The sequence below is a fragment of the Sphingobium sp. WCS2017Hpa-17 genome (assembly GCF_031843765.1).
Taxonomy (GTDB): domain Bacteria; phylum Pseudomonadota; class Alphaproteobacteria; order Sphingomonadales; family Sphingomonadaceae; genus Sphingobium.
In genome coordinates, this window is record NZ_JAVTIV010000011.1 from 109,989 (window position 1) to 134,702 (window position 24,714).

The 24,714-nt window shown below is 63.7% G+C and carries 21 protein-coding genes; 13 read left to right on the plus strand and 8 right to left on the minus strand.

The features are described 5' to 3' along the window. Window positions 1-32: 32 nt before the first annotated feature. Window positions 33-1,298, plus strand: coding sequence for a cyclopropane-fatty-acyl-phospholipid synthase family protein (locus tag RQH62_RS15865; RefSeq protein WP_311269700.1), 1,266 nt, complete (start codon window positions 33-35; stop codon window positions 1,296-1,298). Between the two features lie 5 nt (window positions 1,299-1,303). On the opposite strand, the gene RQH62_RS15870 is transcribed toward RQH62_RS15865, so the two are convergent. Together RQH62_RS15870 and purF are read right to left on the minus strand one after the other, a co-directional pair. Beyond that, the gene (locus RQH62_RS15870; protein WP_311269701.1) at window positions 1,304-2,020 is read right to left on the minus strand and encodes an SDR family NAD(P)-dependent oxidoreductase; all 717 of its coding nucleotides are present in this window, start codon (window positions 2,018-2,020) and stop codon (window positions 1,304-1,306) included. A 121-nt stretch (window positions 2,021-2,141) separates the two neighbouring features. Beyond that, entirely contained in the window at window positions 2,142-3,602 is a 1,461-nt protein-coding gene (purF, locus tag RQH62_RS15875; protein ID WP_311269702.1) for an amidophosphoribosyltransferase, read from the minus strand. Between the two features lie 212 nt (window positions 3,603-3,814). On the opposite strand from purF, the gene ccmC reads away from it, so the two are divergent. The 8 genes from ccmC to RQH62_RS15915 all read left to right on the plus strand — a co-directional run bounded on the left by ccmC (window position 3,815) and on the right by RQH62_RS15915 (window position 10,828). After that, window positions 3,815-4,540, plus strand: coding sequence for a heme ABC transporter permease CcmC (gene ccmC / locus RQH62_RS15880; RefSeq protein WP_311269724.1), 726 nt, complete (start codon window positions 3,815-3,817; stop codon window positions 4,538-4,540). Window positions 4,541-4,544: 4 nt separating this feature from the next. Further along, window positions 4,545-4,676, plus strand: coding sequence for a hypothetical protein (locus RQH62_RS15885; protein ID WP_311269703.1), 132 nt, complete (start codon window positions 4,545-4,547; stop codon window positions 4,674-4,676). Window positions 4,677-4,686: 10 nt separating this feature from the next. Then, complete coding sequence (gene ccmE, locus RQH62_RS15890) at window positions 4,687-5,133, plus strand: cytochrome c maturation protein CcmE (protein WP_311269704.1); 447 nt, start codon at window positions 4,687-4,689, stop codon at window positions 5,131-5,133. 130 nt (window positions 5,134-5,263) lie between these two features. Next, window positions 5,264-7,207, plus strand: a complete 1,944-nt coding sequence (locus RQH62_RS15895) for a heme lyase CcmF/NrfE family subunit (protein ID WP_311269705.1) — start codon at window positions 5,264-5,266, stop codon at window positions 7,205-7,207. Further along, a complete protein-coding gene (locus RQH62_RS15900) occupies window positions 7,204-7,731 on the plus strand; it encodes a redoxin family protein (protein ID WP_311269706.1) in 528 nt (175 codons plus the stop codon). Before RQH62_RS15895 ends, RQH62_RS15900 begins: the two co-directional genes overlap by 4 nt. After that, window positions 7,728-8,138, plus strand: a complete 411-nt coding sequence (locus RQH62_RS15905) for a cytochrome c-type biogenesis protein (protein WP_311269707.1) — start codon at window positions 7,728-7,730, stop codon at window positions 8,136-8,138. Before RQH62_RS15900 ends, RQH62_RS15905 begins: the two co-directional genes overlap by 4 nt. After that, window positions 8,135-8,779 (plus strand): tetratricopeptide repeat protein, encoded by a 645-nt coding sequence (locus RQH62_RS15910; protein WP_311269708.1) that lies wholly within the window; start codon window positions 8,135-8,137, stop codon window positions 8,777-8,779. Before RQH62_RS15905 ends, RQH62_RS15910 begins: the two co-directional genes overlap by 4 nt. Before the next feature lie 123 nt (window positions 8,780-8,902). Next, on the plus strand, window positions 8,903-10,828 hold the full coding sequence (locus RQH62_RS15915; RefSeq protein WP_311269709.1) for a potassium transporter Kup: 1,926 nt from the start codon (window positions 8,903-8,905) through the stop codon (window positions 10,826-10,828). 72 nt (window positions 10,829-10,900) lie between these two features. Here RQH62_RS15915 and RQH62_RS15920 read toward each other — a convergent pair whose 3' ends face one another. Then, a complete protein-coding gene (locus RQH62_RS15920; protein ID WP_311269710.1) occupies window positions 10,901-11,365 on the minus strand; it encodes an Hsp20 family protein in 465 nt (154 codons plus the stop codon). Between the two features lie 610 nt (window positions 11,366-11,975). On the opposite strand from RQH62_RS15920, the gene RQH62_RS15925 reads away from it, so the two are divergent. Both RQH62_RS15925 and RQH62_RS15930 read left to right on the plus strand, forming a co-directional pair. Then, the gene (locus tag RQH62_RS15925; protein WP_311269711.1) at window positions 11,976-13,226 is read left to right on the plus strand and encodes a lipoprotein-releasing ABC transporter permease subunit; all 1,251 of its coding nucleotides are present in this window, start codon (window positions 11,976-11,978) and stop codon (window positions 13,224-13,226) included. After that, window positions 13,219-13,896 carry an ABC transporter ATP-binding protein gene (locus tag RQH62_RS15930; protein WP_311269712.1) on the plus strand — a complete coding sequence of 226 codons (678 nt, stop codon included), beginning with the start codon at window positions 13,219-13,221 and terminating at the stop codon, window positions 13,894-13,896. Before RQH62_RS15925 ends, RQH62_RS15930 begins: the two co-directional genes overlap by 8 nt. On the opposite strand, the gene RQH62_RS15935 is transcribed toward RQH62_RS15930, so the two are convergent. Continuing rightward, entirely contained in the window at window positions 13,893-15,701 is a 1,809-nt protein-coding gene (locus tag RQH62_RS15935; protein WP_311269713.1) for a diguanylate cyclase, read from the minus strand. The genes RQH62_RS15930 and RQH62_RS15935 overlap by 4 nt on opposite strands. Before the next feature lie 156 nt (window positions 15,702-15,857). Here RQH62_RS15935 and dnaE point away from each other — a divergent pair, with 156 nt between their 5' ends. Further along, window positions 15,858-19,400, plus strand: a complete 3,543-nt coding sequence (dnaE, locus tag RQH62_RS15940) for a DNA polymerase III subunit alpha (protein WP_311269714.1) — start codon at window positions 15,858-15,860, stop codon at window positions 19,398-19,400. Window positions 19,401-19,696: 296 nt separating this feature from the next. Here the strand turns inward: dnaE and RQH62_RS15945 are convergent, their stop codons facing one another. The 4 genes from RQH62_RS15945 to RQH62_RS15960 all read right to left on the minus strand — a co-directional run bounded on the left by RQH62_RS15945 (window position 19,697) and on the right by RQH62_RS15960 (window position 24,038). Then, entirely contained in the window at window positions 19,697-20,764 is a 1,068-nt protein-coding gene (locus RQH62_RS15945; protein WP_311269715.1) for a PA0069 family radical SAM protein, read from the minus strand. A 228-nt stretch (window positions 20,765-20,992) separates the two neighbouring features. Continuing rightward, complete coding sequence (moaB, locus tag RQH62_RS15950) at window positions 20,993-21,520, minus strand: molybdenum cofactor biosynthesis protein B (protein WP_311269716.1); 528 nt, start codon at window positions 21,518-21,520, stop codon at window positions 20,993-20,995. Next, the gene (locus tag RQH62_RS15955; RefSeq protein WP_311269717.1) at window positions 21,520-23,301 is read right to left on the minus strand and encodes a lytic transglycosylase domain-containing protein; all 1,782 of its coding nucleotides are present in this window, start codon (window positions 23,299-23,301) and stop codon (window positions 21,520-21,522) included. The genes moaB and RQH62_RS15955 overlap by 1 nt, the downstream gene beginning before the upstream one ends. Continuing rightward, entirely contained in the window at window positions 23,298-24,038 is a 741-nt protein-coding gene (locus RQH62_RS15960; protein WP_311269718.1) for a uracil-DNA glycosylase family protein, read from the minus strand. Before RQH62_RS15960 ends, RQH62_RS15955 begins: the two co-directional genes overlap by 4 nt. Before the next feature lie 132 nt (window positions 24,039-24,170). Between RQH62_RS15960 and RQH62_RS15965 the strand changes: the two genes are divergently transcribed. Beyond that, window positions 24,171-24,714, plus strand: a 544-nt coding sequence (locus RQH62_RS15965; RefSeq protein ID WP_311269719.1) for an NAD(P)/FAD-dependent oxidoreductase, incomplete at its 3' end; no start/stop codon positions are given.

Genomic DNA, 24,714 nt, shown 5'->3' on the forward strand with positions numbered 1-24,714 from the left:
CAGCGGCGCCCGGCTTGCGGCAGATTGACGTCATGAATGCAACCGACCCCCGGCGCGGCAGGCGCGCGCTATCCGTGCGACGACCGCCGCGATCGGGCGCGCCGCGATGGTTGTCCCGGCTGCTGGCGCCGCTCTTCCACCGGTTGCTGGATCGAATCGACCTGGGGCTGGAGCAGGGCGCGCTGGAGGCGGCCCTGCCCGATGGCACGCGCCGCCTGCTGGGCGGTCGGGCGACGGGGCCGCAATGCGAGGTCGACCTGCAAAGCTGGCGGGCGCTGGTGCGGCTGGCCGTTGGCGGATCGGCCGGCTGGTATCGCGCCTGGGCAGCGGGGGAATGGAGCAGTCCCGATCCGGTGCCGCTCTTTGCCCTGTTCATACGCAATGCCGTGGCGCTGGGGCAGGTTGCACGGCCACATGGTCCGGGGCGCTGGATCGGCCGACTCGCGCATTGGGCGCGCCGCAACAGCCGCGCCGGATCGCGCTACAACATCGCTTATCATTATGATCTGGGGAATGATTTCTACAGCCTGTGGCTGGACAGAAATATGCATTATTCCAGCGCTTTATTTATCAATTCTAATGACCCATTGGAGAATTTCGAGCAGGCGCAGCGGCGCAAGGTGGATGCGATCCTCGATCGGCTGGACCTGCGCGACGGTGGATCGCTGCTGGAAATCGGCTGCGGCTGGGGCGGGCTGGCGGAACAGGCGATGGAGCGCGCCGCCATCCGTTATAGCGGGCTGACCCTGTCGACCGAACAGGCCGATTATGTGCGCGACCGGCTGGGATCAGGTGCGCAAATCCTGCTGACCGACTATCGTGACGCGCAGGGGCAATATGATGCCATCGCCAGCGTCGAGATGGTGGAGGCGGTGGGGCAGCGCTACTGGCCCGACTATGTCGCCGCCATCCATCGCCTGTTGAAGCCCGGCGGCAAGGCGGCGATCCAATATATATTGATCGACGACGCCATTTTCGAATCCTATGCACGCGGTGCCGACTTCATCCAGACCTATATCTTCCCCGGCGGCATGCTCATGTCGGAAAGTCGCTTTCGCACACTGGCGGAACAAGGCGGGCTGGAGTGGCGCGACGTTCATCGTTTCGGCATCGACTATGCCGAAACGCTACGCCGCTGGCGGGTACAATTCGATCAGGCGATCGAGGAGGGCCTGCTACCCGCCAGTTTCGACCAGCATTTCGTGGCCTTGTGGCGCTATTATCTGATGTATTGCGAGGGCGGCTTTCGCGGCGGCGGGATCGACGTGGCGCAGGTGACGTTGGTCAAGCCCATCTGACGGCGTCAGCCCTCGACGCGCATCCGGTGGCCGGTGGAGGCGTCGGACAGGACCAGATCGAGGATCGCCTTGCCGACCACTTCCGGCCCCTTCAGGCTTGCCGGATCTTCGCCGGGGAAGGCGCGGGCGCGCATCGCCGTGCGGGTCGCGCCGGGATCGACGACATGGGTGCGGATCGCGGAGATATTCTTCACCTCCTCGCCATAGGCGCCGACCAGCGTTTCCAGCGCAGCCTTCGACGCACCATAGGCGCCCCAATAGGCGCGCGGTGCAGCCACGGAGGAGGTTAGCGCCACCACCCGCGCGTCGCCACTGGCGCGCAACATGGGGTCGAACGCGGCGATCAGCGCCTGCGGTGCGGCGATGTTAAGGGTGAGAAGGCGGGCAAATTCCTTGGCGTCGATTGCCGGCACCGCCGCGAGCGAGCCAAGGGTGGCGGCATTCAGCACCAATATGTCGAGCGCGCGCCAGCGCCCGCCGATCGCCTGCGCCAGCCGGCCGATGCTTTCGCCATCGGCAAGGTCGAGCGGGGCGATCGTGGCGCTGCCGCCGGCCTGATGAATGCGATCCTCCACTTCCTCCAGCCCGCCGCTGGTCCGGGCGGTCAGCACGACATGCGCGCCGGCAGCGGCCAGCGTCTCTGCCGTGGCGGCGCCGATGCCGCGGCTCGCGCCGGTGACGAGGGCCAGTTTGCCGGAAAGCGGAAGGTTGGAAGTAGACATAGAAATCCGTTCGTCCTGAGTAGGGTCTGAGCTTGGCGAAGACCCGTATCGAAGGATCCTTCGATACGCCACTTCGACTTCGCTCAGTGGCTACTCAGGACGAACGGGGACTTGATGCTTGTCAGACGACGCGCTCTGCCAGCAATTCCAGCTGGTTGGTCACCACCGCATCATCCTGATCAGTCAGCTTGGTGGGATAGTCGCCGGTGAAGCAGGCATCGCAATATTGCGGCCGGATGTCCGCACGCTTGGCTTCGCCCAGCGCCTTGTACAGGCCGTCGATCGAGATGAAGGACAGGCTGTCGGCGTGGATGAAGTCCTGCATGCCACCCACGTCCAGCTTGTGTGCCAGCAGCTTGGTGCGTTCGGGCGTGTCGACGCCGTAGAAGCAGCTATGCTTGGTCGGCGGCGACGCGATGCGCATATGCACTTCGGCCGCGCCTGCTTCCCGCATCATCTGCACGATCTTGAGGCTGGTTGTACCGCGCACGATCGAATCGTCGATCAGCACGATCTTCTTGCCCTGAATCAGCGCGCGATTGGCGTTGTGCTTCAGCTTCACGCCCAGATGGCGGACCTTGTCCCCCGGCTGGATGAAGGTACGGCCGATATAGTGTGAGCGGATGATGCCAAGCTCAAAGGGAATGCCCGATTGCTGGGCATAGCCGATCGCCGCCGGCACGCCGCTGTCGGGCACCGGAATGACATAGTCGGCCTCGACCGGATTTTCGATCGCCAGTTGCGCGCCGATCGCCTTGCGGACCGAATAGACGCTGGAATTGTCGATGATCGAATCGGGGCGGCTGAAATAGACATGCTCGAAGATGCAGGGACGGGCATGCGTTTCACCGAACGGGCGGTGCGAGCGGATATTGCCATCATTGGTGACGATCACCAATTCGCCCGGATCAATGGTGCGGACATAGTCGGCACCGACCACGTCCAGCGCCACCGTTTCCGACGCGAAGATGGTCGAATCGCCCAGCTTGCCCATTACCAGCGGGCGGATACCCAGCGGATCGCGGCAGGCGATCATGCCTTCGGGCGTCATCACGATCAGCGAATAGGCGCCTTCGATCTGCTTCAGGGCGTCGATGAACTTGTCGAGCAGCGTCCGATAGCTGGAAGTCGCCACCAGATGGATGATGACTTCGGTGTCGGAGGTCGACTGGAAGATGGAGCCGCGGCGAATCAGCTCGCGGCGCACCTTCATCGCATTGGAGATATTGCCATTATGGGCAACGGCGAAACCACCCGAGTTCAGCTCCGCATAAAGCGGCTGGACGTTGCGCAGCGACGTTTCACCGGTGGTCGAATAGCGCACATGGCCGCAGGCGGCATCGCCGGGCAGGCCACGAATCACTTCGTCCCGGTCGAAATTGCCGGCCACATGACCCATCGCCCGGTGGGTATGGAAATCATGCCCGTCCCAGCTGGTGATGCCCGCGGCTTCCTGCCCGCGATGTTGCAGAGCGTGAAGACCTAGCGCAACCATGGCAGACGCCGTCTCCGCACCGGAGACGCCGAAAATGCCACATTCCTCGCGCAACTTGTCGTCGTCGAAGGGATTAGTCGTAAACATGGGTGTGAGCGGTTCCATAGCCGTTCCTGACAACCCATGGTGCGACCCAGGGGTGCCTCTTGTGCGCGCATATAGTCACTTAAGGTTGGTTTGTCGCCCTCCTGTAACAAAAAAGCTGGCGGGTGGTGGCAACGCTGCGTTTCGCGGGGCTGGCTATCGACAAAATGCCCTACTGGCGCTGTCCCGTCGGCCCGGCTACAGACGCAATCCTGATGCATCGTTTCGCCAATCCCGCCCGCTTCCTGAAGATCGCACGTCCGCTGACCGGATGGCTGTTCTGGCTGGGTCTGTTTCTGTTGCTGATCGGCGCCGCCTGCGGCCTGTTCGTCACGCCTGCCGACTATCTTCAGGGGCAGACGGTGCGGATACTCTATATTCATGTGCCTGCCGCCTGGTTAGGCATGGGGGGATGGAGCGGCATAGCCATTGCCGCCTTGATGCAACTCGTTTGGCGTCATCCGCTGGCTGCCATAGCTGGCCGTGCGATCGCTGCGCCGGGCGCGTTGTTCACCGCCATCTGTCTGATGACCGGTTCCATCTGGGGCCGTCCGACATGGGGCACATGGTGGGAATGGGACGGGCGCATGACGTCGATGCTGGTCCTGTTCTTTCTCTACCTCGGCTATATCGCGCTCGCCAATGCCAGTGCCCGGCAGGGGCAGCAGGGCGGGGTCAGCAATGTCACGGCGATCTTTGGACTGGTCGGTGCGGTCAATATTCCGATCATCAACCGATCGGTCGTGTGGTGGAACAGCCTGCACCAGGGACCGTCGATCACGCTGCGCGGGTCCAGCATCGATGGATCGCTGCTCTGGCCGCTGGGCTTGACATTATTGGGTTTCAGCCTGCTGTTTGGCGCGATCGTGCTGATGCGTATGCGGGCGATACTGGCAGAAAATAAGGTCGAGGCGCGGATGCAGCGCCTGGCAAGAGGGTAGGATAATGAACCAATGGGCTTTCGTGATTGCCGCTTATGCGGTGACGCTGGCCGGCACCGCGCTCGTCAGCCTGATAAGCTGGCGTGGCATGCGCAGCGCGGAGCGTCGGGCCGATCAACTGTCGGATCGCGGGTGAAGGCGCGATCATGAAGGCCAAGCATCAACGGCTCATTCTGGCTCTGGCGGCGCTGGTGGCGCTGGTCGGGGCCGGCTTGCTCGCCGCGTCCGCATTGAAGGACGAGGCGGCCTATTTCTATACCCCCAATGATGTGAAGACCAAGGGCGTGGAGCCGGACAAGGCGATCCGTCTGGGCGGCATGGTGGTCAAGGGCAGCCTGAAGCGCGCGGCCGACGGCGTCACCATCCATTTCGACGTGACCGATGGCAAGGCGACCGTGCCGGCCACCTTCAGCGGCATCGCGCCGGACCTGTTCAAGGAAGGCAGCGGCGTCGTGGCCGAGGGGGCGTTCGACAAGAAAGGCACTTTCATTGCCACCAACCTGCTGGCCAAGCATGACGAGCGCTACATGCCCCGCGAACTGGAAGGCATGAACTATAATGAGACGACGCATGAGATGAAGGCGGAGAAGTGACGATGGGTTTTTCTCCGCACCGTCATCCCAGCGCAGGCTGGGATTCCCCTTACGTCCTTGTTCCATTCTCGAAGAAGAGAGATGACAGCCTACGCTGGCATGACGAATATGTATCAGGGATGATGGGCGCATGATCGCAGAAGCCGGTCTGGCCGCGCTCTGGCTCGCGGCTGCTCTTGCCCTGTTGCAACTGGTGCTGGCCTTTGCCGGCCTCAAGGGCGGCAAACCCGAACTGCTGGGCGCGGTGCGGCCGGCGGCGGTGGCGCAGGGCGTGCTGACAGCGATCGCCTTCGCCGCGCTCATCACCCTGTTCATGCGGTCGGACATGTCGGTGCTGTTGGTCGCGACCAACAGCCATTCGATGAAGCCCTGGCTCTACAAATTTGCCGGAACATGGGGCAATCATGAAGGCTCCATGTTGCTGTGGGTCACGGTCATGGGCGTGGCTGGCGCTGCTGTCGCTTTGTTCGAGCGCGCCCTGAAGCGGGATGCCCATATGGCGACGCTGGGTGGGCAGGCCGCCATTTCGCTCGGATTCTATGCCTTCCTTCTCTTTTCCTCCAATCCTTTCGCGCGCATCGCGGAGCCGCCTGCGGACGGGCAGGGGCTGAACCCGCTGCTGCAAGATCCCGGTCTGGCCTTCCACCCACCGACGCTTTATCTGGGCTATGTCGGCCTGTCGGTGGCCTTCTCCTTCGCCATTGGTGCGCTGCTGACACGGCAGGTGGATGCCGCCTTCGCCCGCGCGATGCGGCCATGGGTACTGGCGGCATGGGTATTGCTAACACTGGGCATCACTGCTGGCAGCTATTGGGCCTATTATGAACTGGGCTGGGGCGGCTGGTGGTTTTGGGATCCGGTCGAAAATGCCTCGCTCATGCCATGGCTAGCGGCGACGGCGTTGCTCCATAGCGTCACCGTGCTGGCCACCCGCGACGCGCTGCGGGCCTGGACGATCATGCTGGCGGTGGTCGCCTTCTCGATGTCGATGGTCGGCACCTTCCTGGTCCGGTCCGGCATCCTGACCAGCGTTCATGCCTTTGCCGTTGACCCGGAGCGCGGCAGCTTCATTCTGGCGCTGCTGGCTCTCTATATCGGTGGCGCGCTGGCGCTGTTCGGCTGGCGGATCGGGTCGGTGCGCGAAGGCGCGCCGTTTGAACTGGTCAGCCGCGAAACTATGCTGGTGGTCAACAACCTGCTGCTGACGGTGATATTGGGGCTGGTGCTGATCGGCACGCTTTACCCGCTGATGACGGAAGCCTTCGGCCATAAGGTATCGGTGGGCGCCCCCTATTTCGACCGAATTGCCGGGCCGATCGCGTTGGCGCTGATGGTGGCGATGGCGGCGGGGCCGCTCACCCGCTGGCGCCGGGATCAGGGGAGAGCGGTCGGAAAGCGCTTGATCTGGCCGCTCGGCGTTGCGGTAATTGCGGCCACCATAATTGCAGCCATGGCATGGGGGCGCATCGGGATACTGCCCTTCCTGGGCCTCGTCGTCGCACTGGCTGTCGGAGTCGCCAGCCTGGCGCCTTTGTGGAAGCGCAAGCTGCTGCGCACCCCGCTCTTCACCTATGGCATGGTGGTCGCCCATCTGGGCTGTGCCGTCAGCCTGGCCGGCATGGCCTGCGACTCGGCTTTCACGGTGGAGAAGCTGGTGGCGGCGCGGCCGGGCGATGTCATCCAGACCGCCGGCTGGTCGCTCCGTTTTCGCCAGATCACGCCGATCGCCGGCGACAACTGGACAGCGTTGCAGGCGGACATGGATGCCAGCCGTGGCGGCTCTTCGGTGCTTATCCGGCCGCAATCGCGCTTCTTTGCCTCCCCGCCGACCACGACGAGCGAAGCAGCACTGCTGACCCGCTGGGACGGACAGCTTTACGTCGTGCTGGGCGAGGAAGTGGAAGGCGGTCGCTGGCAACTGCGTATCTGGTGGAAGCCGTTCGTGACGTTGATCTGGCTGGGCGGCATCATGATCGCGCTGGGCGGCGCGCTGGCGCTGGTTGGTCGGGAGCGGCGCGGCTGGTTGATGAAGTGGCGCGCCCGCAACGCAAGGATGGAAGGAGCCGAGGCATGAGGAAGCTGCTGATCTGGCTGCCGCTTGTCTTGTTCCTGGGCTTTGTCGGCCTGTTCGCCAGCGGCCTGTTCAAGCCCGACGATCGGGTCATCCATTCGCGGCTGGTGGGGCATCCGTTACCGTCCTTCACCCTGCCGGCTGCGGCTAGCGATCGACCAGCGCTGGCCAGCGGGCAAATGGCGACCGGCAAGCCGCGCCTGCTGAACATCTTTGCCAGTTGGTGCGTCCCCTGCGCCGCAGAAGCGCCGCAGTTGATGGCGCTCAAGCAAGCGGGTGTGGAGATCGACGCGATCGCCATCCGCGATGCCCGGCCCGATGTCGACGGCTTCCTCCAGCGCTATGGCAATCCTTATGCCCGGATCGGCCTCGACGCCCGCAGCGCGGTGCAGATGGCGCTTGGGTCATCCGGCGTGCCGGAAACCTTCGTGATCGATGGCAAGGGGCGCATCGCCTACCAGCATATCGGCGATATCCGTGCCGACGATGTGCCGATGATCCTTAACCGGCTGAAGGACGCGCAATGAAGCTGATCCTTGCCTTTTTGTGCGCACTGCTGACGGTGCCGGCCATGGCGCAGACCGCTCTGCCGCCTGCACCGTGGGCCGACCGGCAGATCCCCGACCCGGCGCAGGAACGCAAGGCGAAGGCGCTGATGGAGACGATCCGCTGCCTCACCTGCCAGAGCCAGTCGATCGCGGATTCAGGTGCGAGCATGGCCGGCGACATGCGATCTCAAATCCGTGAGCGCATCATGGCCGGGGAGCGGCCCGAAGCGATTCGTAGCTGGCTGATCGCCCGCTATGGCGACTGGGTCAGCTACGAGCCGACCGCTGCGCCGATCCTCTGGCCGCTCTGGGCCGCGCCGATCCTGTTGCTGGGGCTGGGGCTGCTGTTGCTGCGCGGGCGGATCAAGCGGAGGAAGCGGGCATGACTGGCTGGTTCCTTGCCTTCGGCCTGGCGGCGATCGCCTTTTTCGCGTTGCTGTTGATCGGGCGTATTCCCCGATCCACGCGGGAAATCAGCGCCGCCGCTCTGCTGCTGGGTCTTGCCGGCTATGCCTGGCAGGGCAATCCGGGGCTGGCGGGAGCACCGCGTCTCGCCAAGGACGCCGCAGGCGAGAAGTTCGACGAAAATCTGGCCGAGCGTCGGCGGGGTCTGGCCGAGCGATTCGGCCCGGCAGCGCAGTGGATGATGCTATCCGACGGGCTGGCGCGGCAGGGCAAGACCAAGGAGGCGGCCAATGTGCTGCTGTCAGGCCTGCGCGCCGCGCCGGACGACGCCAATCTGTGGCTGGGGCTGGGTAATGCCCTGATCGCCCATGCCGATGGCGCGGTGTCGCCGGGCGCTGATTTCGCCTATCGCCGGGCGCTGGCGCTCGACCCGGAAGGGCCGGCACCGCGCTATTTCTATGGGCTGGCGCTGGTCCGTAACGGACAGTTGCAGGCCGCCCGCGACCTGTGGAAGCCGTTGGCGGACAGTGCGCCCGCGGGCAGTCAGGTCAAGGCGGAACTGGACGCCAGCATCGCACGTATCGACGCCATGCTGGCCACTGGCGCGCCGCCGGCCCAATGATGCAGTGCAGCGTCCGCATTGCGCGCTCCCCGGAGCCGTGATAGGGCGCGGCGGTTTACAGGGGTCTTGCGGGCTATTCCGCCACTCGCCCCCTATTGGGTGTCGATACGAGCATGATCCTTCATGGCTGACCTCCTTCCCAACACCGCTCCGGCTTCCGATGAGGAAGAGGGCGGTCATGGACATGCGCGGCAGAAAGCAACGGTAAAACTGGTGGTCGGGGCGATTGGTATCGTCTTCGGCGATATCGGCACCAGCCCGCTCTATGCCTTTCGCGAAACCTTCCATGGCCATCATCACCTGACGCTGGACCCCGATCATATATTGGGCGTGATCAGCCTGATGTTCTGGTCGATGATGCTGGTGGTGACGCTGAAATATGTCAGCATCATCATGCGCGCCGATAACAAGGGCGAAGGCGGCAGTCTGGCGCTGCTGGCGCTGATCAACGGCCAGACCAAGACGCAGCGCTGGTCTCGCGGCATCGTGCTGCTGGGCGTGTTCGCGACCGCGCTGTTCTACGGCGACTCGATGATTACGCCAGCGGTGTCGGTGCTGTCGGCGGTCGAGGGCCTGACTGTCTACAATCCGGCGCTGGCACCGGCGATCCTGCCGATCGCGATCGTCATCCTGCTCGGCCTGTTCTGGATACAGGGGCTGGGCACCAACCGGGTCGCGGCCTTCTTTGGCCCGATCATGCTGACCTATTTCATCACGATCGCGGCGCTGGGCGTGATCTCGATCATCAAGACGCCGGGCATCCTTTATGCCTTCAACCCTTATTGGGCGGTGATGTTCTTCGCCACCGATCCGCTGCCGGCTTTCCTGGCGCTGGGGTCTGTGGTGCTGGCGGTGACGGGGGCCGAAGCGCTCTACGCCGATATGGGGCATTTCGGGCGGAATCCGATCCGCGTGTCCTGGCTCGCCTTCGTGCTGCCGGCGCTGATGCTGAACTATATGGGGCAGGGCGCGCTGCTGTTCCGCGAAGGCGCGGCCGCGCTGCACAGTCCCTTCTATAATCTTGCGCCGCAATGGGGGCAGTTGCCTCTGATCGTGCTGGCGACACTGGCCGCGATCATCGCGTCGCAGGCGGTGATATCCGGCGCCTTTTCCGTCACCCAGCAGGCGATCCAACTGGGCTTCATGCCGCGCCTGCGGATCGAACATACCAGTGCGTCGACCGCCGGGCAGATCTACATCCCCCTCATCAACTGGGGGCTGATGGTGATGGTGATCCTGCTGGTGCTGGTGTTCCAGACATCGTCCAACCTGACCGCCGCCTATGGCATTGCGGTGACGGGCGCGATGTTTATCGACAACGTCCTGCTGACGGTGGTGCTCTACCACCTGTGGCACTGGAAATGGTATTATGCAGCCCCACTGCTGACGGTCTTCTATCTGGTGGACGGCGCCTATCTGGCCGCGAACCTGACCAAGGTGCCCGATGGCGGCTGGTTCCCGCTGCTGATCGGTTTCATTGTCTTCACTTTGCTGACCACCTGGTCGCGCGGGCGCCGGCTGGTGCAGGACCGGTTGCGCGAGGCGGCCATGCCGATACCGGTGTTCGTGGCGTCCGCCGCCAACAGCGCGGTGCGCGTGCCGGGTACGGCCGTGTTCATGACCTCCACGCCTGACGGTGTCCCCCATGCGCTGCTTCATAATCTGAAGCATAACAAGGTACTGCACGAGCGAGTCATCCTGCTGACCGTGAAGATCAAGAATGTACCGTTCGTCGAGGATGATGGCCGGTGCAAGCTGGAAGATCTGGGCCGCGGCTTCTTCCGCATGGTGCTGCAATATGGCTTCATGCAGGAGCCTGACGTGCCGGCCGCGCTCAAGAATGTCACGGGCTGTGGTCAGGCGTTCAAGATGATGGATACCAGCTTCTTCCTGGCGCGCCAGACACTACTGCCGTCGGCCAAGCCGGGCATGCCGCTATGGCGGGAGAAAATCTTCGCCTGGATGCTGCGCAATGCGGAAAGTGCGATGGAATTCTTCCGCCTGCCGACGAACCGCGTGGTGGAACTGGGCAGCCAGGTCGAAATCTGACGCATAGCGACAGGGCAATGAAAAGGGCGCGGCCTTGCGGCACGCGCCCTTCGTCTTTTCAGCAGAGCTGGATCAGGCGGCGTCGCGGTCCTTGTTGATGTCGACCAGTTGACCGCCGTTGACGGCGATCTTCTTGGGCTTCATTGCTTCGGGCACTTCGCGCACCAGCTCGATCGTCAGCAGGCCATCGGCAAGGTCCGCCTTTTCGACGCGGACGAAATCGGCGAGTTCGAAGCGGCGCTCAAAACTGCGGTTGGCGATGCCGACATGGAGGAATTTGGAGCGATCCGCCGACGAGGCGTCATCCTTGCGCCCGATCACCTGGAGCAGGTTCTGCTGCGCGGTGATGTCGATTTCCTCCGGTCGGAAGCCGGCGACGGCCAGCGTCACGCGGTAGCGGTCTTCCGACAGGCGTTCGATGTTGAAAGGGGGGTAATTGTCGCCCTGCGCCAGCCGGGCATTGTTCTCGATCAGGTCGAACAGACGATCGAAGCCAACGGTGGAGCGGCGATAAGGGGTGAGGTCGAAACCACGCATAGTCATAATCTCCCAAAGGGCAGATGCACGTACCGGACCCGATCTGCGGCGTCCGGCGATGATATGTCCGGCCCCATGTGGCGGCTGGACAAATATGGATATGGTCGTGGCGACCCGGCTTTCAAGGGGAGGCGCCATGTTGGAAAATGGCGCCTTAACTTCGCACATTTCCGGCAGGTTTCGTCATGAAGTTGCGCGCCGCTGATCCTATCGTAAAGTCGGTGGGATTTTACATGGTGACGCACGATCGGACAGAAAGATGCAAGAAGAGAGCGGGATAGGACAGCCCAAATAAAAAGCACCCGGATCATGTTTTCATGATCCGGGTGCTTAATGGACGATTGCTCGTCTCCCCCTTGGCCTGCCTCAACCGCTTCTCAGCCCCCTAAGCTCGAAGCGGGATGCAGTATCCCTGAACCACGGCCTTTCACCTGTGCTTCCGAAGCCTTGCTATGACTGGCGCAGGCCGCTGTCACGGGCAAAATCGGGGCGCTGTGATTTTCGGTCCGCCCCTGTGGCGGCGATGCAACAATTCGGCAATGCTTGCCGTTATGCAGGGCGATCCCTAGACCGTCTTGCCGAACCATCATCAAAGGGCCGTCCGCGCCACATGATTCTATCCCGTTACGAACGCATGATCGCCAAGCGCTACCTGCTGCCGGGCAAGGGCGAGGGGTTCATCTTCCTCGTCGCCGGCATCAGCCTGGTGGCGGTCATGCTGGGTGTCGCCGCGCTCATCATTGTGATGAGCGTCATGAACGGCTTTCGCGCCGAACTGTTTGACAAGATTGTCGGCCTCAATGGCCATGCCGTGGTGCAGGGATATGGCGGGCGGCTGCCCGACTGGCAGTCGATCCTGAAAGAAGCCAAAGCTACGCCGGGGGTCACCAGTGCCACGCCGATGATCGACCAGCCGCTGCTGGCGACTTTCGACGGGCGCGTGGAGGCGATCCTGGTGCGCGGCATGACCGTACCTGATATTCGCAGCAACAAGACGCTGAAGAGCAAGGTATTGGCCGGCAATATGAACAATCTGGTCGCCAATGGCGGCAAGATCGGCATCGGGTCGCGGCTGGCGGAAAATCTGGGTATCCAGTTGGGCGACAGCCTGACCATCATCAATCCCGCCGGCCGGTCCACGCCGTTCGGCACGGTGCCGCGCCAGGTAGCGTATCAGGTCGCTGCCATCTTCGAGGTTGGCGTCTACGACTATGACAAGGCGATGGTCGTGATGCCGATGGAGGATGCGCAGACTTTGCTGCTGCTGGGCGACAAGGTCGGCATGATCGAGATCGAGACGGTCAATGCGGACAAGGTGGGCCAGATATTGGAACCGCTGGCCGGGAAGGTTGCCGGCCGGGCGGTCGTGACCGACTGGCGGCAGATGAATGCGTCGTTGTTTGAGGCGCTGGCGGTGGAGCGGGTGGCGATGTTCGTCGTGCTGTCCATCATCGTGCTGGTGGCGGTGTTCAACATCCTGTCCTCGCTGATCATGCTGGTACGGGCCAAGACGCGGGACATCGCGATCCTGCGGACGATGGGCGCGAGCCGGGTCGGGCTGGTCAAGATTTTCATGACCGTGGGCGTGACGATCGGCACGCTGGGCATGGTGACGGGCATGATCGTCGGCTTCACTTTCCTCTTCTTCCGCCAGAGCGTGGTGAATTTCGTCCAGTTCGTGACGGGCCAGAATTTGTGGGATCCTTCCATCCGCTTCCTGACCGAGCTGCCGTCCAAGCCCGATCCGGTGGAGATCGCCACTATTTGTATCATGGCGCTGGTGTTCAGCTTCCTCGCCACGCTTTATCCGGCTTTCAAGGCTGCCAATACCGATCCCGTGCAGGTGCTGCGTTATGAATGATATTCTCAAGGTAACCGGCCTTGCCCGCAGTTTCACGCAGGGCGGCGTGACCATCGACGTGCTGCGCGGTGTCGACCTGAATGTCGGGCCGGGCGAGATCGTGGCGCTGCTGGGGCCTTCGGGATCGGGCAAGTCGACTTTGTTGCAGGCGGTCGGGCTGCTGGAGGGCGGGTTCGACGGGTCGATCCGCATCGACGGCGAGGAAGCGGCGAAGCTGGACAATGACGGGCGTACGCGGCTGCGCCGTGACGCGCTGGGCTTTGTCTATCAATTCCACCATCTGCTGCCGGATTTCAACGCGACCGAGAATGTCATCCTGCCGCAAGTGATCCGCGACAAGGATATGGAAAGTGCCAAGGCACGGGCGGAGTCGCTGCTGACGTCGCTGGGGCTGGGTCATCGGCTGGACCATCGACCGAGCCAGTTGTCGGGCGGCGAGCAGCAGCGCGTGGCTGTGGCACGGGCGCTGGCCAACCGGCCTGCGCTGGTGCTGGCGGACGAGCCGACCGGCAATCTGGACGAGCGGACGGCTGATGTGGTGCTGGCCGAATTCCTGCGGCTGGTGCGCGAAGAAGGGTCGGCCGCTCTGGTGGCGACCCATAATGAGCGGCTGGCCCAGAAGATGGACCGGGTGGTCCGGTTGCACGAAGGGGTGCTGGAGGGGGCTTAAGCCGCTGCCGATGCCCCGTCGCGGACGGTGGCGACCAGCACGCGGTCCCGCCCTTCCGCCTTGGCGCGAAGCAGGGCGGCGTCGGCGGTCTGAAGCAGGCGGCCGGCCCGGCCATGGTCGGGGAAGGTCGCAAGGCCGAAGCTGGCGGTGATCGCGCCCAGTTCCCGGCCACGATGTTCGATCCGCAGATCCTGGATGCGGCGCTGGATCTGGATGGCGCGACCGAGTGCCTGATCGAGGCTGAAGCCTGGCATCAGGATGACGAATTCCTCCCCGCCGAGGCGGAAGGCATGGCCGTTTTCCCGCAGCGAGTCGGCCAGCGCGGTGCCGACCGCGCGCAGGACGGCGTCGCCGGCATCATGGCCGAAACTGTCGTTGAACCGCTTGAAATGGTCGATATCGACCATCAGGCAGGAGAGTGGCGACTGGTTGCGTTCCGCCTCGCTCACCAGCGTCTGGTTCAATATGTCGAACTGGCGGCGATTGGGCAGGCCGGTCAGCGCGTCGGCCATCGCCATGTCGCGCAGCACGTCGCGCAGGCGGAGGTTGGCGAGGGCGAGGCCGATATTTTCGGCCAGCATCTCCAGATATTTGCCAGTGCGCTCCAGATGGCTGGCACTGGCTTGCGCCGGCTCCTCATAATAGAGCATGCCGATGCTTTCGCCCTGCGCTGCGAGCGGGATGCAGAGGGTACTGATCGGACCGTTGGCGTCGAGATGATCGCAGGGAATATCCACCATCTCACCGATCGGGCGATGGGTCTGGCCACGGCGCAGCGCCCAGCAGGCCGAGGGCGGAAATTCCGTGCGGGAATAAGCGGGCGAGAGCCAGTCGCAGGCTTGCGTCATGGCGTTGCGGCGGACGTCGTGAATATAGAGGCGACCGGGGAAATCGGGCGCGATTTCAGGCGCGAAGCGGCGGACGACCTCCACCAGATCATGGACGCTGTCGCAGCCTTGCAAGCGCTGGGTCAGGCGCGAGAGGAGGTCGCGCATGGTGCGATCGGTGTCGCGCTCCTGCTCCAGCCTTTGCCGTTCCAGACCGTTTTCGCGGAAAATGCGGATCGCCTGCGCCATGTCGCCAATCTCATCGACATGGGCACTATCCGGCGGGATTGCGTCCCAATCCTGCGCGGCGAGGCGGGTGACGACGTCGCTGAGGCGTACGACGGGATGCAGGATGCGTTGTTTCAGCACGAAATAGAGGACGCACAGGAACAGCAGGGCGGTAATGCCGAGCATGACTTCCGACATGGTGCGCCATTGGCGGGCGGTGTCGGTGGCGCGGGTCACGGCATGGTCGGTGCGCTGGTCGAGCATATATTGGAATTTGCCGACCTGCGCGGCGACGCGGTCCAGTTCGCGACCATATTCGTCGCCGAACAGGATCGTGCGGCCGGTCTTGTCGTCGCCCGATTGCGCGGCGCGGATGGCGGCATCCTGCTCGTCGGTGAGCGCATCGGACCAATGCAGCGCCTGGCCAAGCGCGGCCAGTTCAGCCTCATTGGCGCCGGCGTCGCGCAGATGGGCGATGCGCTGCTCGACCGATTTCAGTGCTTCCTTTTCGCGGCGATAGGCGATCAGATGGCTGGGATCGCCGCTGATGATGAAGCCGCGTGCCTGCTCGGTGAGGCGATAGACATCCTCCTCCAGCGTGGCGGTGGCCTGATCGAAGGTGGCGCGCTGGGCGACGGCGGCGCGTTCCCGTTCTTCGGCACCCGAGGCCAGCAACATGGTGGCGCCCGAGGCGAGGGTCAGGGCGACGGTGGCTCCATAGGCCCAGTTGGTGATGGTGGACAGACGCATGATGCGACCGAGTGTAGCGCGGACAGGTTGGCATTCGGTTAAGGATGTTGGCGGTTAAGGATGTTGGCGATCCGGGATGGCACCGGGCCGCTTTACCCACAGATTTCGTCGCGCGGGGGCTGGGCCGAATCGCGCGGCATCCCTAGATTAGCTTTCATGCCTCATGCTCCGTTTGTACCGCTGCGCGTTTTTTCGTCCTTCACCATGCTGGAAGGGGCGATCGATCCGAAGAAGATCGCCAAGCAGGCCAAGGCTTTGGGCTTTCCGGCGGCTGCGATCACGGATCGGAACGGGCTGTATGGGTCCATGGCCTTTTCCGACGGATGCAAGGATGAAGGCGTGCAACCGATCATCGGCGCGATGCTGGGCATTTTGCGGCCCGGTCGTCCCGCCAATGCGCCGCCGGTGCATGACTGGATCGCGCTCTATGCGCAGGATGCCGGCGGTTATGACAATATTTGCGCGCTGGTGTCGATGGCGCATCTGGACCGGCCTGTCGAAGAAGTGCCCCATGTCACCATCGAAGCGCTGGAGGGGCGGACCGACGGCGTCATCGCGCTGACGGCGGGCGGCGAAGGCGCGCTGGCGCGGCTGTTCGCGGAGGATCAGCCGGACGCGGCGGTCGCCTATGTCGAGCGGTTGGAAGCGTTGTTCCCGGACCGGCTCTATATCGAGATTTGCCGGCGGCTGGACCCGGCGGAGGGGAAGGCGGAGCCGCAACTGCTCGATCTGGCCTATGATCGCGGGCTGCCTTTGGTCGCGACCAACCCGACCTGCTTTGCCGAGCCGCATTTTCATGAGGCGCATGACGTGATGCTCTGCATCGCCGACAGCGCCTATGTCGAGACGCCCGATCGTCGCACCAGCTCCCCCGATGCATGGATGAAGCCGGTGGGCGAGATGAAGCGGCTGTTCGAGGATCTGCCGGAGGCGCTGGCCAATACGCTGGTCGTCGCACAACGCTGCGCCATTGCCGCGCCCAAGCGCAAGCCAATCCTGCCAAGCCTGGCCGGCGATATCGAGGGCGAGGGCGTGATGCTGCGCGAGCAGGCGGCGGCGGGACTGGAGGCGCGTCTGGAGAAAGCGGGGATCATCGGTCCGGAAGCGCGCCAGCCCTATTTCGACCGGCTGAAGTTCGAGACGGACATCATCATCCAGATGGGATTCCCCGGTTACTTCCTGATCGTGGCCGACTTCATCAAATGGGCGAAGGATCATGACATTCCGGTGGGACCGGGCCGTGGCTCCGGCGCGGGATCGCTGGTGGCATGGGCGCTGACGATTACCGACCTAGATCCGCTGCAACTGGGGCTGCTGTTCGAACGCTTCCTGAACCCGGAACGTGTGTCGATGCCCGACTTCGACATCGACTTTTGCGAAACCCGGCGCGGTGAGGTGATCCGTTACGTCCAGCAGAAATATGGCGCGGACCATGTGGCGCAGATCATCACCTTCGGTAAGCTGAAGGCGCGAGCGGTGCTGAAGGACACCGGTCGCGTGTTGCAGATGAGCTATGGTCAGGTGGACAGGCTGGCCAAGCTGGTGCCGAACCATCCGACCGATCCCTGGACGCTGGAACGGTCGCTGAATGGCGTCAGCGAGTTCAAGGCGGAATATGACAATGACAATCAGGTCCGCCGCCTGATCGACTATGCGATGAAGCTGGAGGGTTTCCCGCGCCACAGTTCCACCCATGCGGCGGGCGTGGTGATCGGCGACCGGCCGTTGCAGCAACTGGTACCACTCTACCGCGATCCGCGATCGGACATGCCGGTGACGCAGTTCGACATGAAATATGTCGAGGGCGCCGGACTGGTGAAGTTCGACTTTCTGGGTTTGAAGACCCTGTCGGTGTTGCAAAAGACGGTGCAGTTGCTGGCGGGGCGGGGCGTGCATGTCGACCTCGACACGCTCGCCTGGGATGACGAGGCGGTCTACGAACTGCTCCAGCGCGGTGACACGGTCGGCGTGTTCCAGCTGGAATCGGAAGGCATGCGCAAGACGCTGGCCGCCGTACGCCCGACCAATTTTGGTGACATCATCGCGCTGGTGTCACTCTATCGCCCCGGCCCGATGGACAATATCCCGATGTTCGGCCGTCGCAAGAACGGGCAGGAAGAGATTGAATATCCGCATATTTTGCTGAAACCGATCCTCGAAGAAACATACGGCATCTTCGTCTATCAGGAACAGGTGATGCAGGCCGCGCAGATCCTGGCGGGCTATTCGCTGGGCGACGCCGACCTTCTGCGCCGCGCCATGGGCAAGAAGGTCAAGGCGGAGATGGACGCGCAGCGCTCCCGCTTCGTGGAGGGCTGTGCCAAGAGCGACATCAAGCCCGCCAAGGCGAACGAACTGTTCGACTTGATCGACAAATTTGCGGGCTACGGCTTCAACAAATCGCACGCGGCGGCTTACGCCCTGCTCGCCTATCAGACGGCGTGGCTGAAGGCGCATTATCCGGCGGAATTCTATGCCGGGTCGATGGCGTTCGATATCCATCTGACCGAAAAACTGACCGTGTTCGTCGATGATATGCGGCGCATGGGGCTGAGTTGCCTGCCCACCGACCTCAACCGCAGCGAGGCGGACTTTACCGTCGAGGCCGTACCCCATGAAGGCGAGGATGCGCGGCTTGGTTTCGCCGTGCGCTATGCGCTGGGCGGCCTGAAGGGCGTCGGCGAAAAGGCGATGGAGCAGCTGGTCGAGGAGCGCGACAAGGGCGGGCCGTTCAAGTCGCTGGATCAGTTCATTCAACGAATTGAGCCGCGTCATCTAAACAGAAAACAGTTTGAGAGTCTCGTTTCTGCGAATGCATTTCAGGATTGGGACATTCCCAAAGCCGTTTTGTTCGAGAACGCCGAAAATATTCTGGCTCATTGTGCCGCCGCATATGAAGCGAAGAATAGTGCTCAAGTTGATTTTCTTCACAGTGGGAACGGTGAGACAGCACCAATCAAGCTGAAGCCCGCTACACAATGGCCAAAAGCGAAGGAGATGGAGCAGGAAAAGGAGGCGTTCGGCTTCTATTTCTCGGCCCATCCGGTCGATCGCTATAAGCATCTGGCCGATGCGCGCGGCGCGAAAAGCTATGGTCTGGTGTGCCAGTCGCCCATGCCCGCACCCAATGCCGAAGGGCGGTGCATGACGATCATGGCCGCGATGGTCGAGGATGTGCGCTGGCGCGAGACGAAGCGGGGGGCGCGCTACGCCAACGCTACCTTCTCCGACCAGAGCGGGCAGTTTCAGGCCAGTTGCTTTGACGAAGAAGCGTGCAAGGCGATCGAGGAATTGTCGAAGGACGGCGATTGCGCGCTGCTGATCGTGGAACTGGACCGGCTGCCGGGCGAGGAGACGCCGCGCGTCACCGTGCGCGGGGCCGAGCCGTTCCGCGCGATCGCAAGCGCATCGCGGATGGAACTAACGGTCGATATCGACACGGTGCAGGCGGTCGAGGCGCTGGCGACGCTGCTGGCGGGCGCGGGCGGAGGGCGCAGCGAGGTGTTCCTTCGCGCGCCGGTGGGCGACGGGCGGGCGGCACGCCTGTTCCTGGGCGATCAATATAGTCTGGGCGCGGATCAGGTGGATGCGATTGCCACGATCCGCGGGCTGACGGTTCACAGCTTCGAGAGGATGGATGTGAAGGCGGATGGCTATCGCACCAAGATGCGACGGTCGGCGATGCGATTGGCGGGGTGAGGGGACAGAGGCAGGTTTCGACCAATTTCCGTCACCCCGGACTTGATCCGGGGCCCCGTTTCTTCTGGCGTGTGCGGAGAAAGCGGGATGCCGGTTCAAGCCCGGCATGACGAAATAGGATATGTCTCGTATCAACCAGAAGTGGACATGTTCCCCCTCCCGTTTACGGGAGGGGGCTAGGGGGTGGACTGGACGTCGCGACAGCCCACCCCGCTGCGACTAACGCGCTGCGCGCGCAAGTCTCGCTGCCCCTCCCGCAGGCGGGAGGGGAATGGCCGCTCTCCACCCATGCCAGCCTAAAACAGCCGCATTTGTGCGCCCTCGGGTGGGCGGAAGAGGTCGGTGCGCAGGGTCAGGCGGTCCGCGCCCAGCCCGGCGCGTTTGCGGGCCTTGAGGAAGCGGGTGCGGATGAGGTCGGCCCAGACGCCCTGTCCGCGCATGCGGGTGCCGAAATCCGGATCATTGTCCCGCCCGCCGCGCAAATCGCGGATGATGGCCATCACCTTGCCGGCGCGATCGGGATAATGGGCCTCCAGCCAGGCACGGAACAGCGGGGCGACTTCGTGCGGCAGGCGGACGGGGATATAGGTGACTTCGCGGGCGCCTGCCGCAGCGACGCGGGCGACCAGCGCTTCGATCTCATGGTCGGTGATGGCGGGGATGATGGGCGATATGCTGGCGGTGACGGGGACGCCGGCCTCGGCCAGTTGGCGGATCGCTTCCACCCGGCGGAGTGGATGGGGCGCGCGGGGCTCCAATGTTCGGGCGACGGCGGGGTCGAGGCTGGTGACGGAGAGGACCACGGCGACCAGACCGTCCCGCGCCAGATCGGCCAGCAGGTCAATGTCGCGCAGGATGCGATCGGACTTGGTGGTGATGTAGGTCGGGTGGCGGGTTTCGACCATGATCTCTAGGATGGAGCGCGTGATGCGCCAGTCCTTTTCGATCGGCTGATAGGGATCGGTGTTGGTGCCCATGGCGATCGGGGCGACGGCGTAGGTCTTCTTCGACAGTTCGGCGCGGAGCAGTCTGGCGGCGTCGGGCTTGGCGAAGAGTTTCGTTTCGAAGTCGAGGCAGGGTGACAGGTCATGATAGGCATGGGAGGGCCGGGCGAAGCAATAGATGCAGCCATGTTCGCAGCCGCGATAGGCGTTGATCGACTGGCTGAAGCCGATGTCGGGGGACTGGTTGCGGGTGATGATGGTGCGGGGATGTTCGACCGTCACCTGCGTGCGGGTGCGGGGGAGCGGGCCGTCTATGTCGGCGAGCGCGTCCAGCCAGTCGCCATCCGCTTCGCGTTGAGGCAGGTTGAAGCGGCGGCTATCGCCGTTGAGCGTTGCGCCTCTGCCCTTTTCGATAGCCATGATTGATAAGAACATATCACGAACAAAAAGTCAAAGTGAGACAGCGAGTGAGACAGGTGAATCGATATGGCAATTTTATTTAGTTAGCTAACTAATTATCTTATCGTGGCTGTCCGGAATGATGGGGCGGGATGTTCCGGGAAGAAGCAAGATAGGCTTCGACAGGCTCTGCTGAGCTTGTCGAAGGGCCGAACGGGGGAAAGGGATCGCGATTCATCGCTGCCCGGTTTACCGCTCCGTGAGGCGGGGCATGAGTTCCACGAAATTGCAGGGGCGGAAACGACTGTCCAACTGGGTGACGAAGATACCGTCCCAGGCGTCCTTCACCGCGCCGGTGGAGCCGGGCAGCGCGAAGATATAGGTGCCGCGCGCGACGCAGGCGGTGGCGCGGGACTGGATGGTGGAGGTGCCGATGCTCTGGAAACTCAGCCAACGGAACAGTTCGCCGAAACCGGGGATTTCCTTGTCCTGCACCTGTGCCAGCGCTTCGGGCGTGACGTCGCGACCTGTAACGCCGGTGCCGCCGGTGGTGAGGATGACGTCGATTTCGGGATCATCGATCCACGCATGGAGGCGGGCGACGATGGCGGCGCGGTCGTCTCGCTCGATATAGCGGGCTGCGAGGATATGGCCTGCGCTCTCCAGCCGCTCGACCAGCGCGTCGCCGGAGCGATCCTCGGCCAGACCGCGCGTGTCCGATACGGTCAGCACGGCGATGCGAACCGGGATGAAGGCCCGGCTCTCGTCGATCGGCATCAGTCCGAGCCGCCGCCCATAGAACCACGACCGTCAGCCTTGCTGAGGCGAACGAGTTTCACGCCCTTGGCATTGGGGAAGGTCGGCCACATCCCCTGCGCCATGCCCGTCAGGCAATCGGCGCTGCCCTTCGCCTGAATCTGGTACATCCAATAGTTGCGCATGACGATGTTCACGTAGGCGCGGGTTTCATAATAGGGCAGAGATTCCATGAAGAGCAGCGGATCGCCCTTGTCATGGACCTGCGTATTCCAGCGATCAACCGGCAGCGGGCCGGCGTTGTAGGCCGCCATCACCTTGGGCAGCAGGCCGCCGGTGGCGCTCATGTCGCGCAGGGATTCGAGGTAGCGCTGGCCATATTCCATGTTGGTCGACGGCACGAACAGTTGCGATGCGTTGGCGAGGCCGACATCGCCGGCGGTGCCGGGACGCACCTGCATCAGGCCGCGCGCGCCGGCGCTGCTGACCACATCGGAGCGGAAGCCGGATTCCTGCAACGTATGGGCGTAGATGAGCGAGGGATCGACGCGCCAGCCGCCATCGGGGCGCCAGTCGGGCGCGGGGAAGCGGGCGAAGCTGTCGGGCTGCTTGCCGGCCGGGCCGTTATGGGCGAGCCAGAGCTGGGTGGCGGGCAGGTTCAGGGCGCTGGCGAGGCGGAGCAGCGCGTCATATTGATCGCTGCCGCCGATCTTTGCCTGATAGCGGATGAGTTCGTCGGCGCGGCTATTGTCGCCGATCGCGGACAGAGCGATGGCGGCGCGGGCATTGGGGCTGGACTTGAGCTTCTGCCACTCCAGAGCGCCGAAGCGGCTGCCTACCGGTGCGCCACCGAGCGGCAGGCCGAGCGATTCACGGGCGAGCAGGCCGTAGAAGGTTTCGTCGGAGCGGGCGGCCTGCTTCAGGTAACTGGCGACCTTCTCCGCTTCGCCGCAGACCATATAGGCGCGCGAGGCCCAATAGGCGCCGGCCGAACGCATGTCGGCATCGCCGGCGAGAGCGGCGACATTGGCGAAGGCGGGGGCGGCGGTGCGGCAATCATTCTGGCGCCATGCGGCGAGGCCGGTGGTCCAGTGCGCCTGCACGGTCCAGTCGCCGCCGGTGCGGGTTTCCAGCGCGCGCGCAGCCATGCGGCGGGCGTTGGTGTCGTCATTTTCGATATAATAGGCCCATGCGACGCGCTGGCGCACTTCGGTCAGGCCTTCATTGGTGAGGCCGGCTTCGCCGGTGCCGAGCAGGGCTTCGGCGCCGATCGGATCGTCATTCTTGACATAGGTCTGGATCTGGCCGGCGAGGGCCTGCGCGGCGACATCGGTCTTCACGGCGGCAACATATTGGCGGCGCGGGGCGGCGCCCAGCCAGACCATCTTCTGGATTTGCGGCAGGGTGGGCAGGATGGTGGCGCCGCGACGCTGGGCCAGACGGGAAAGCTGGTCGGCCTTGGGCAGCCAGGCGGCCTTGTTGACGAGGTCGAGCAGGTCGAACAGTTCGACCTTGGGCGATCCCTTGGCGAGATAGAGTTCGGACAGGGCGAGCGGGCGGACGGCGTCCTGGCTGTCGAGCGCGGCGATCATCGCCTTTGCGTCGTTCCACTGTTGGGCGGCGATCGCGGAGAAGATGGCGCGATAGCGGGCCTTGTCGCCGTCGCTCAGTTGCAACGGGGAAGCTTCGACGGGAAGGGCGGAGGGGAGGACCGGGGTGGTTTCGGCCTTGGCGGGAAGCGTGGCAGCGAGGCCCATCGCGATGAGGGCAAGACGGGATATTTGGGTCGCGGCACGAATCACGGACGGGCTTCCTCGATCAGGCTTTGCAAAATACGCCAGCATTCCGCCTTGGCCGCGGGCTGGGTCAGCAGCAGCCGGGGATGGAATGTGGCAATGGCGGGCACATTGCCGCCATCATGGTTAAAGTCGCGTAAACCGCTGGCGGGGGACTGCGCGTATGGGCCGTCGCTGGTCGGAAGCAGCGCACGGATCGTCCGATCGCCGAGCAGCAACAGCCGACGCGGCTGAGCCAGCGCGACATGGGTGCGCATGCGATCGGCGGCGGTGGCAAGGTCCGATGCCTCCACCATGCCGCCGGGGGGGCGGGCGGTGAAGAGCGAGGCGAGGTGAATGGCGTCCCGGTCGAGGCCGATGGCGCGGAGCATGGCGTCGAACAGCAGACCGGCACGATCGGCCAGCAGCCGGCCTTCGGAAAGATCGGCCGGGTCGGGCAGATCGGTGACGACCATCAGCGCGGCCTGCGCTTTGCCGACCGGCGCAATCTGTGTGCCGGACCAGCGCCGTTCGGGCTGGGCGGGATCATCGGCAAGCCAGGCAAGGAACGATTCGAGCGTCCGGGGCTTTTCTACCACAGAGGCGGTCGAGACGGCCTCATTCATAGGTGCCGATCGCGCGGGAGCCGGACGCAGCCAGTTCACCGGCGCTTCCGTTACGGCACCATCCACCCCGGCCAGTTGCCACCATGCCAGATAGGCATCGGCGGATACTGCCGCATCATTCTGCAATAATCCCCGCATCGTCGCCTGTTAGGGCCAGAGGTTGACGACCGGGTCAAGCTGCTTCATCGCCTTGGGTGGTAAACGGTTGGAGTAACACGGCGATCGGAAAAGATGGGGCGCGACCCTGCCGACGCCGATATGGAGGGATGAATGAGCGAACGGGAATCGATGCCCTATGACATCGTGATCGTGGGCGGCGGGCCGGCGGGTCTGTCAGCGGCGATCCGGTGCAAGCAGCTGGCGGAGGCTGCGGGGAGCGACGTGTCGGTGTGCGTGCTGGAGAAGGGGTCGGAAATCGGCGCCCATATTCTCTCTGGCGCGGTGATCGATCCCAGGGCGCTCGACGAATTGCTGCCCGACTGGCGCGAGACGGGCTGTTCGCTGGCCGATGTGCCGGTGACGGACAACCAGCACTGGATGCTGACGAAGACCGGCAAGATCGCGATGCCGCACCTGCTGACGCCGGGCTGGATGCACAATAAGGGCACTTATACCGGGTCGCTGGGCAACCTCTGTCGCTGGCTGGCGGAGCAGGCCGAGGGGCTGGGCGTGGAAATCTTCCCCGGTTTTGCGGCGGCGGAAATCCTCTATCATGAAGATGGCAGCGTGAAGGGCGTGGCCACCGGCGACATGGGCATCGACCGGGAAGGCAACCGCAAGGGCGATTATCAGCCGGGGCTGGAGCTGCATGCCA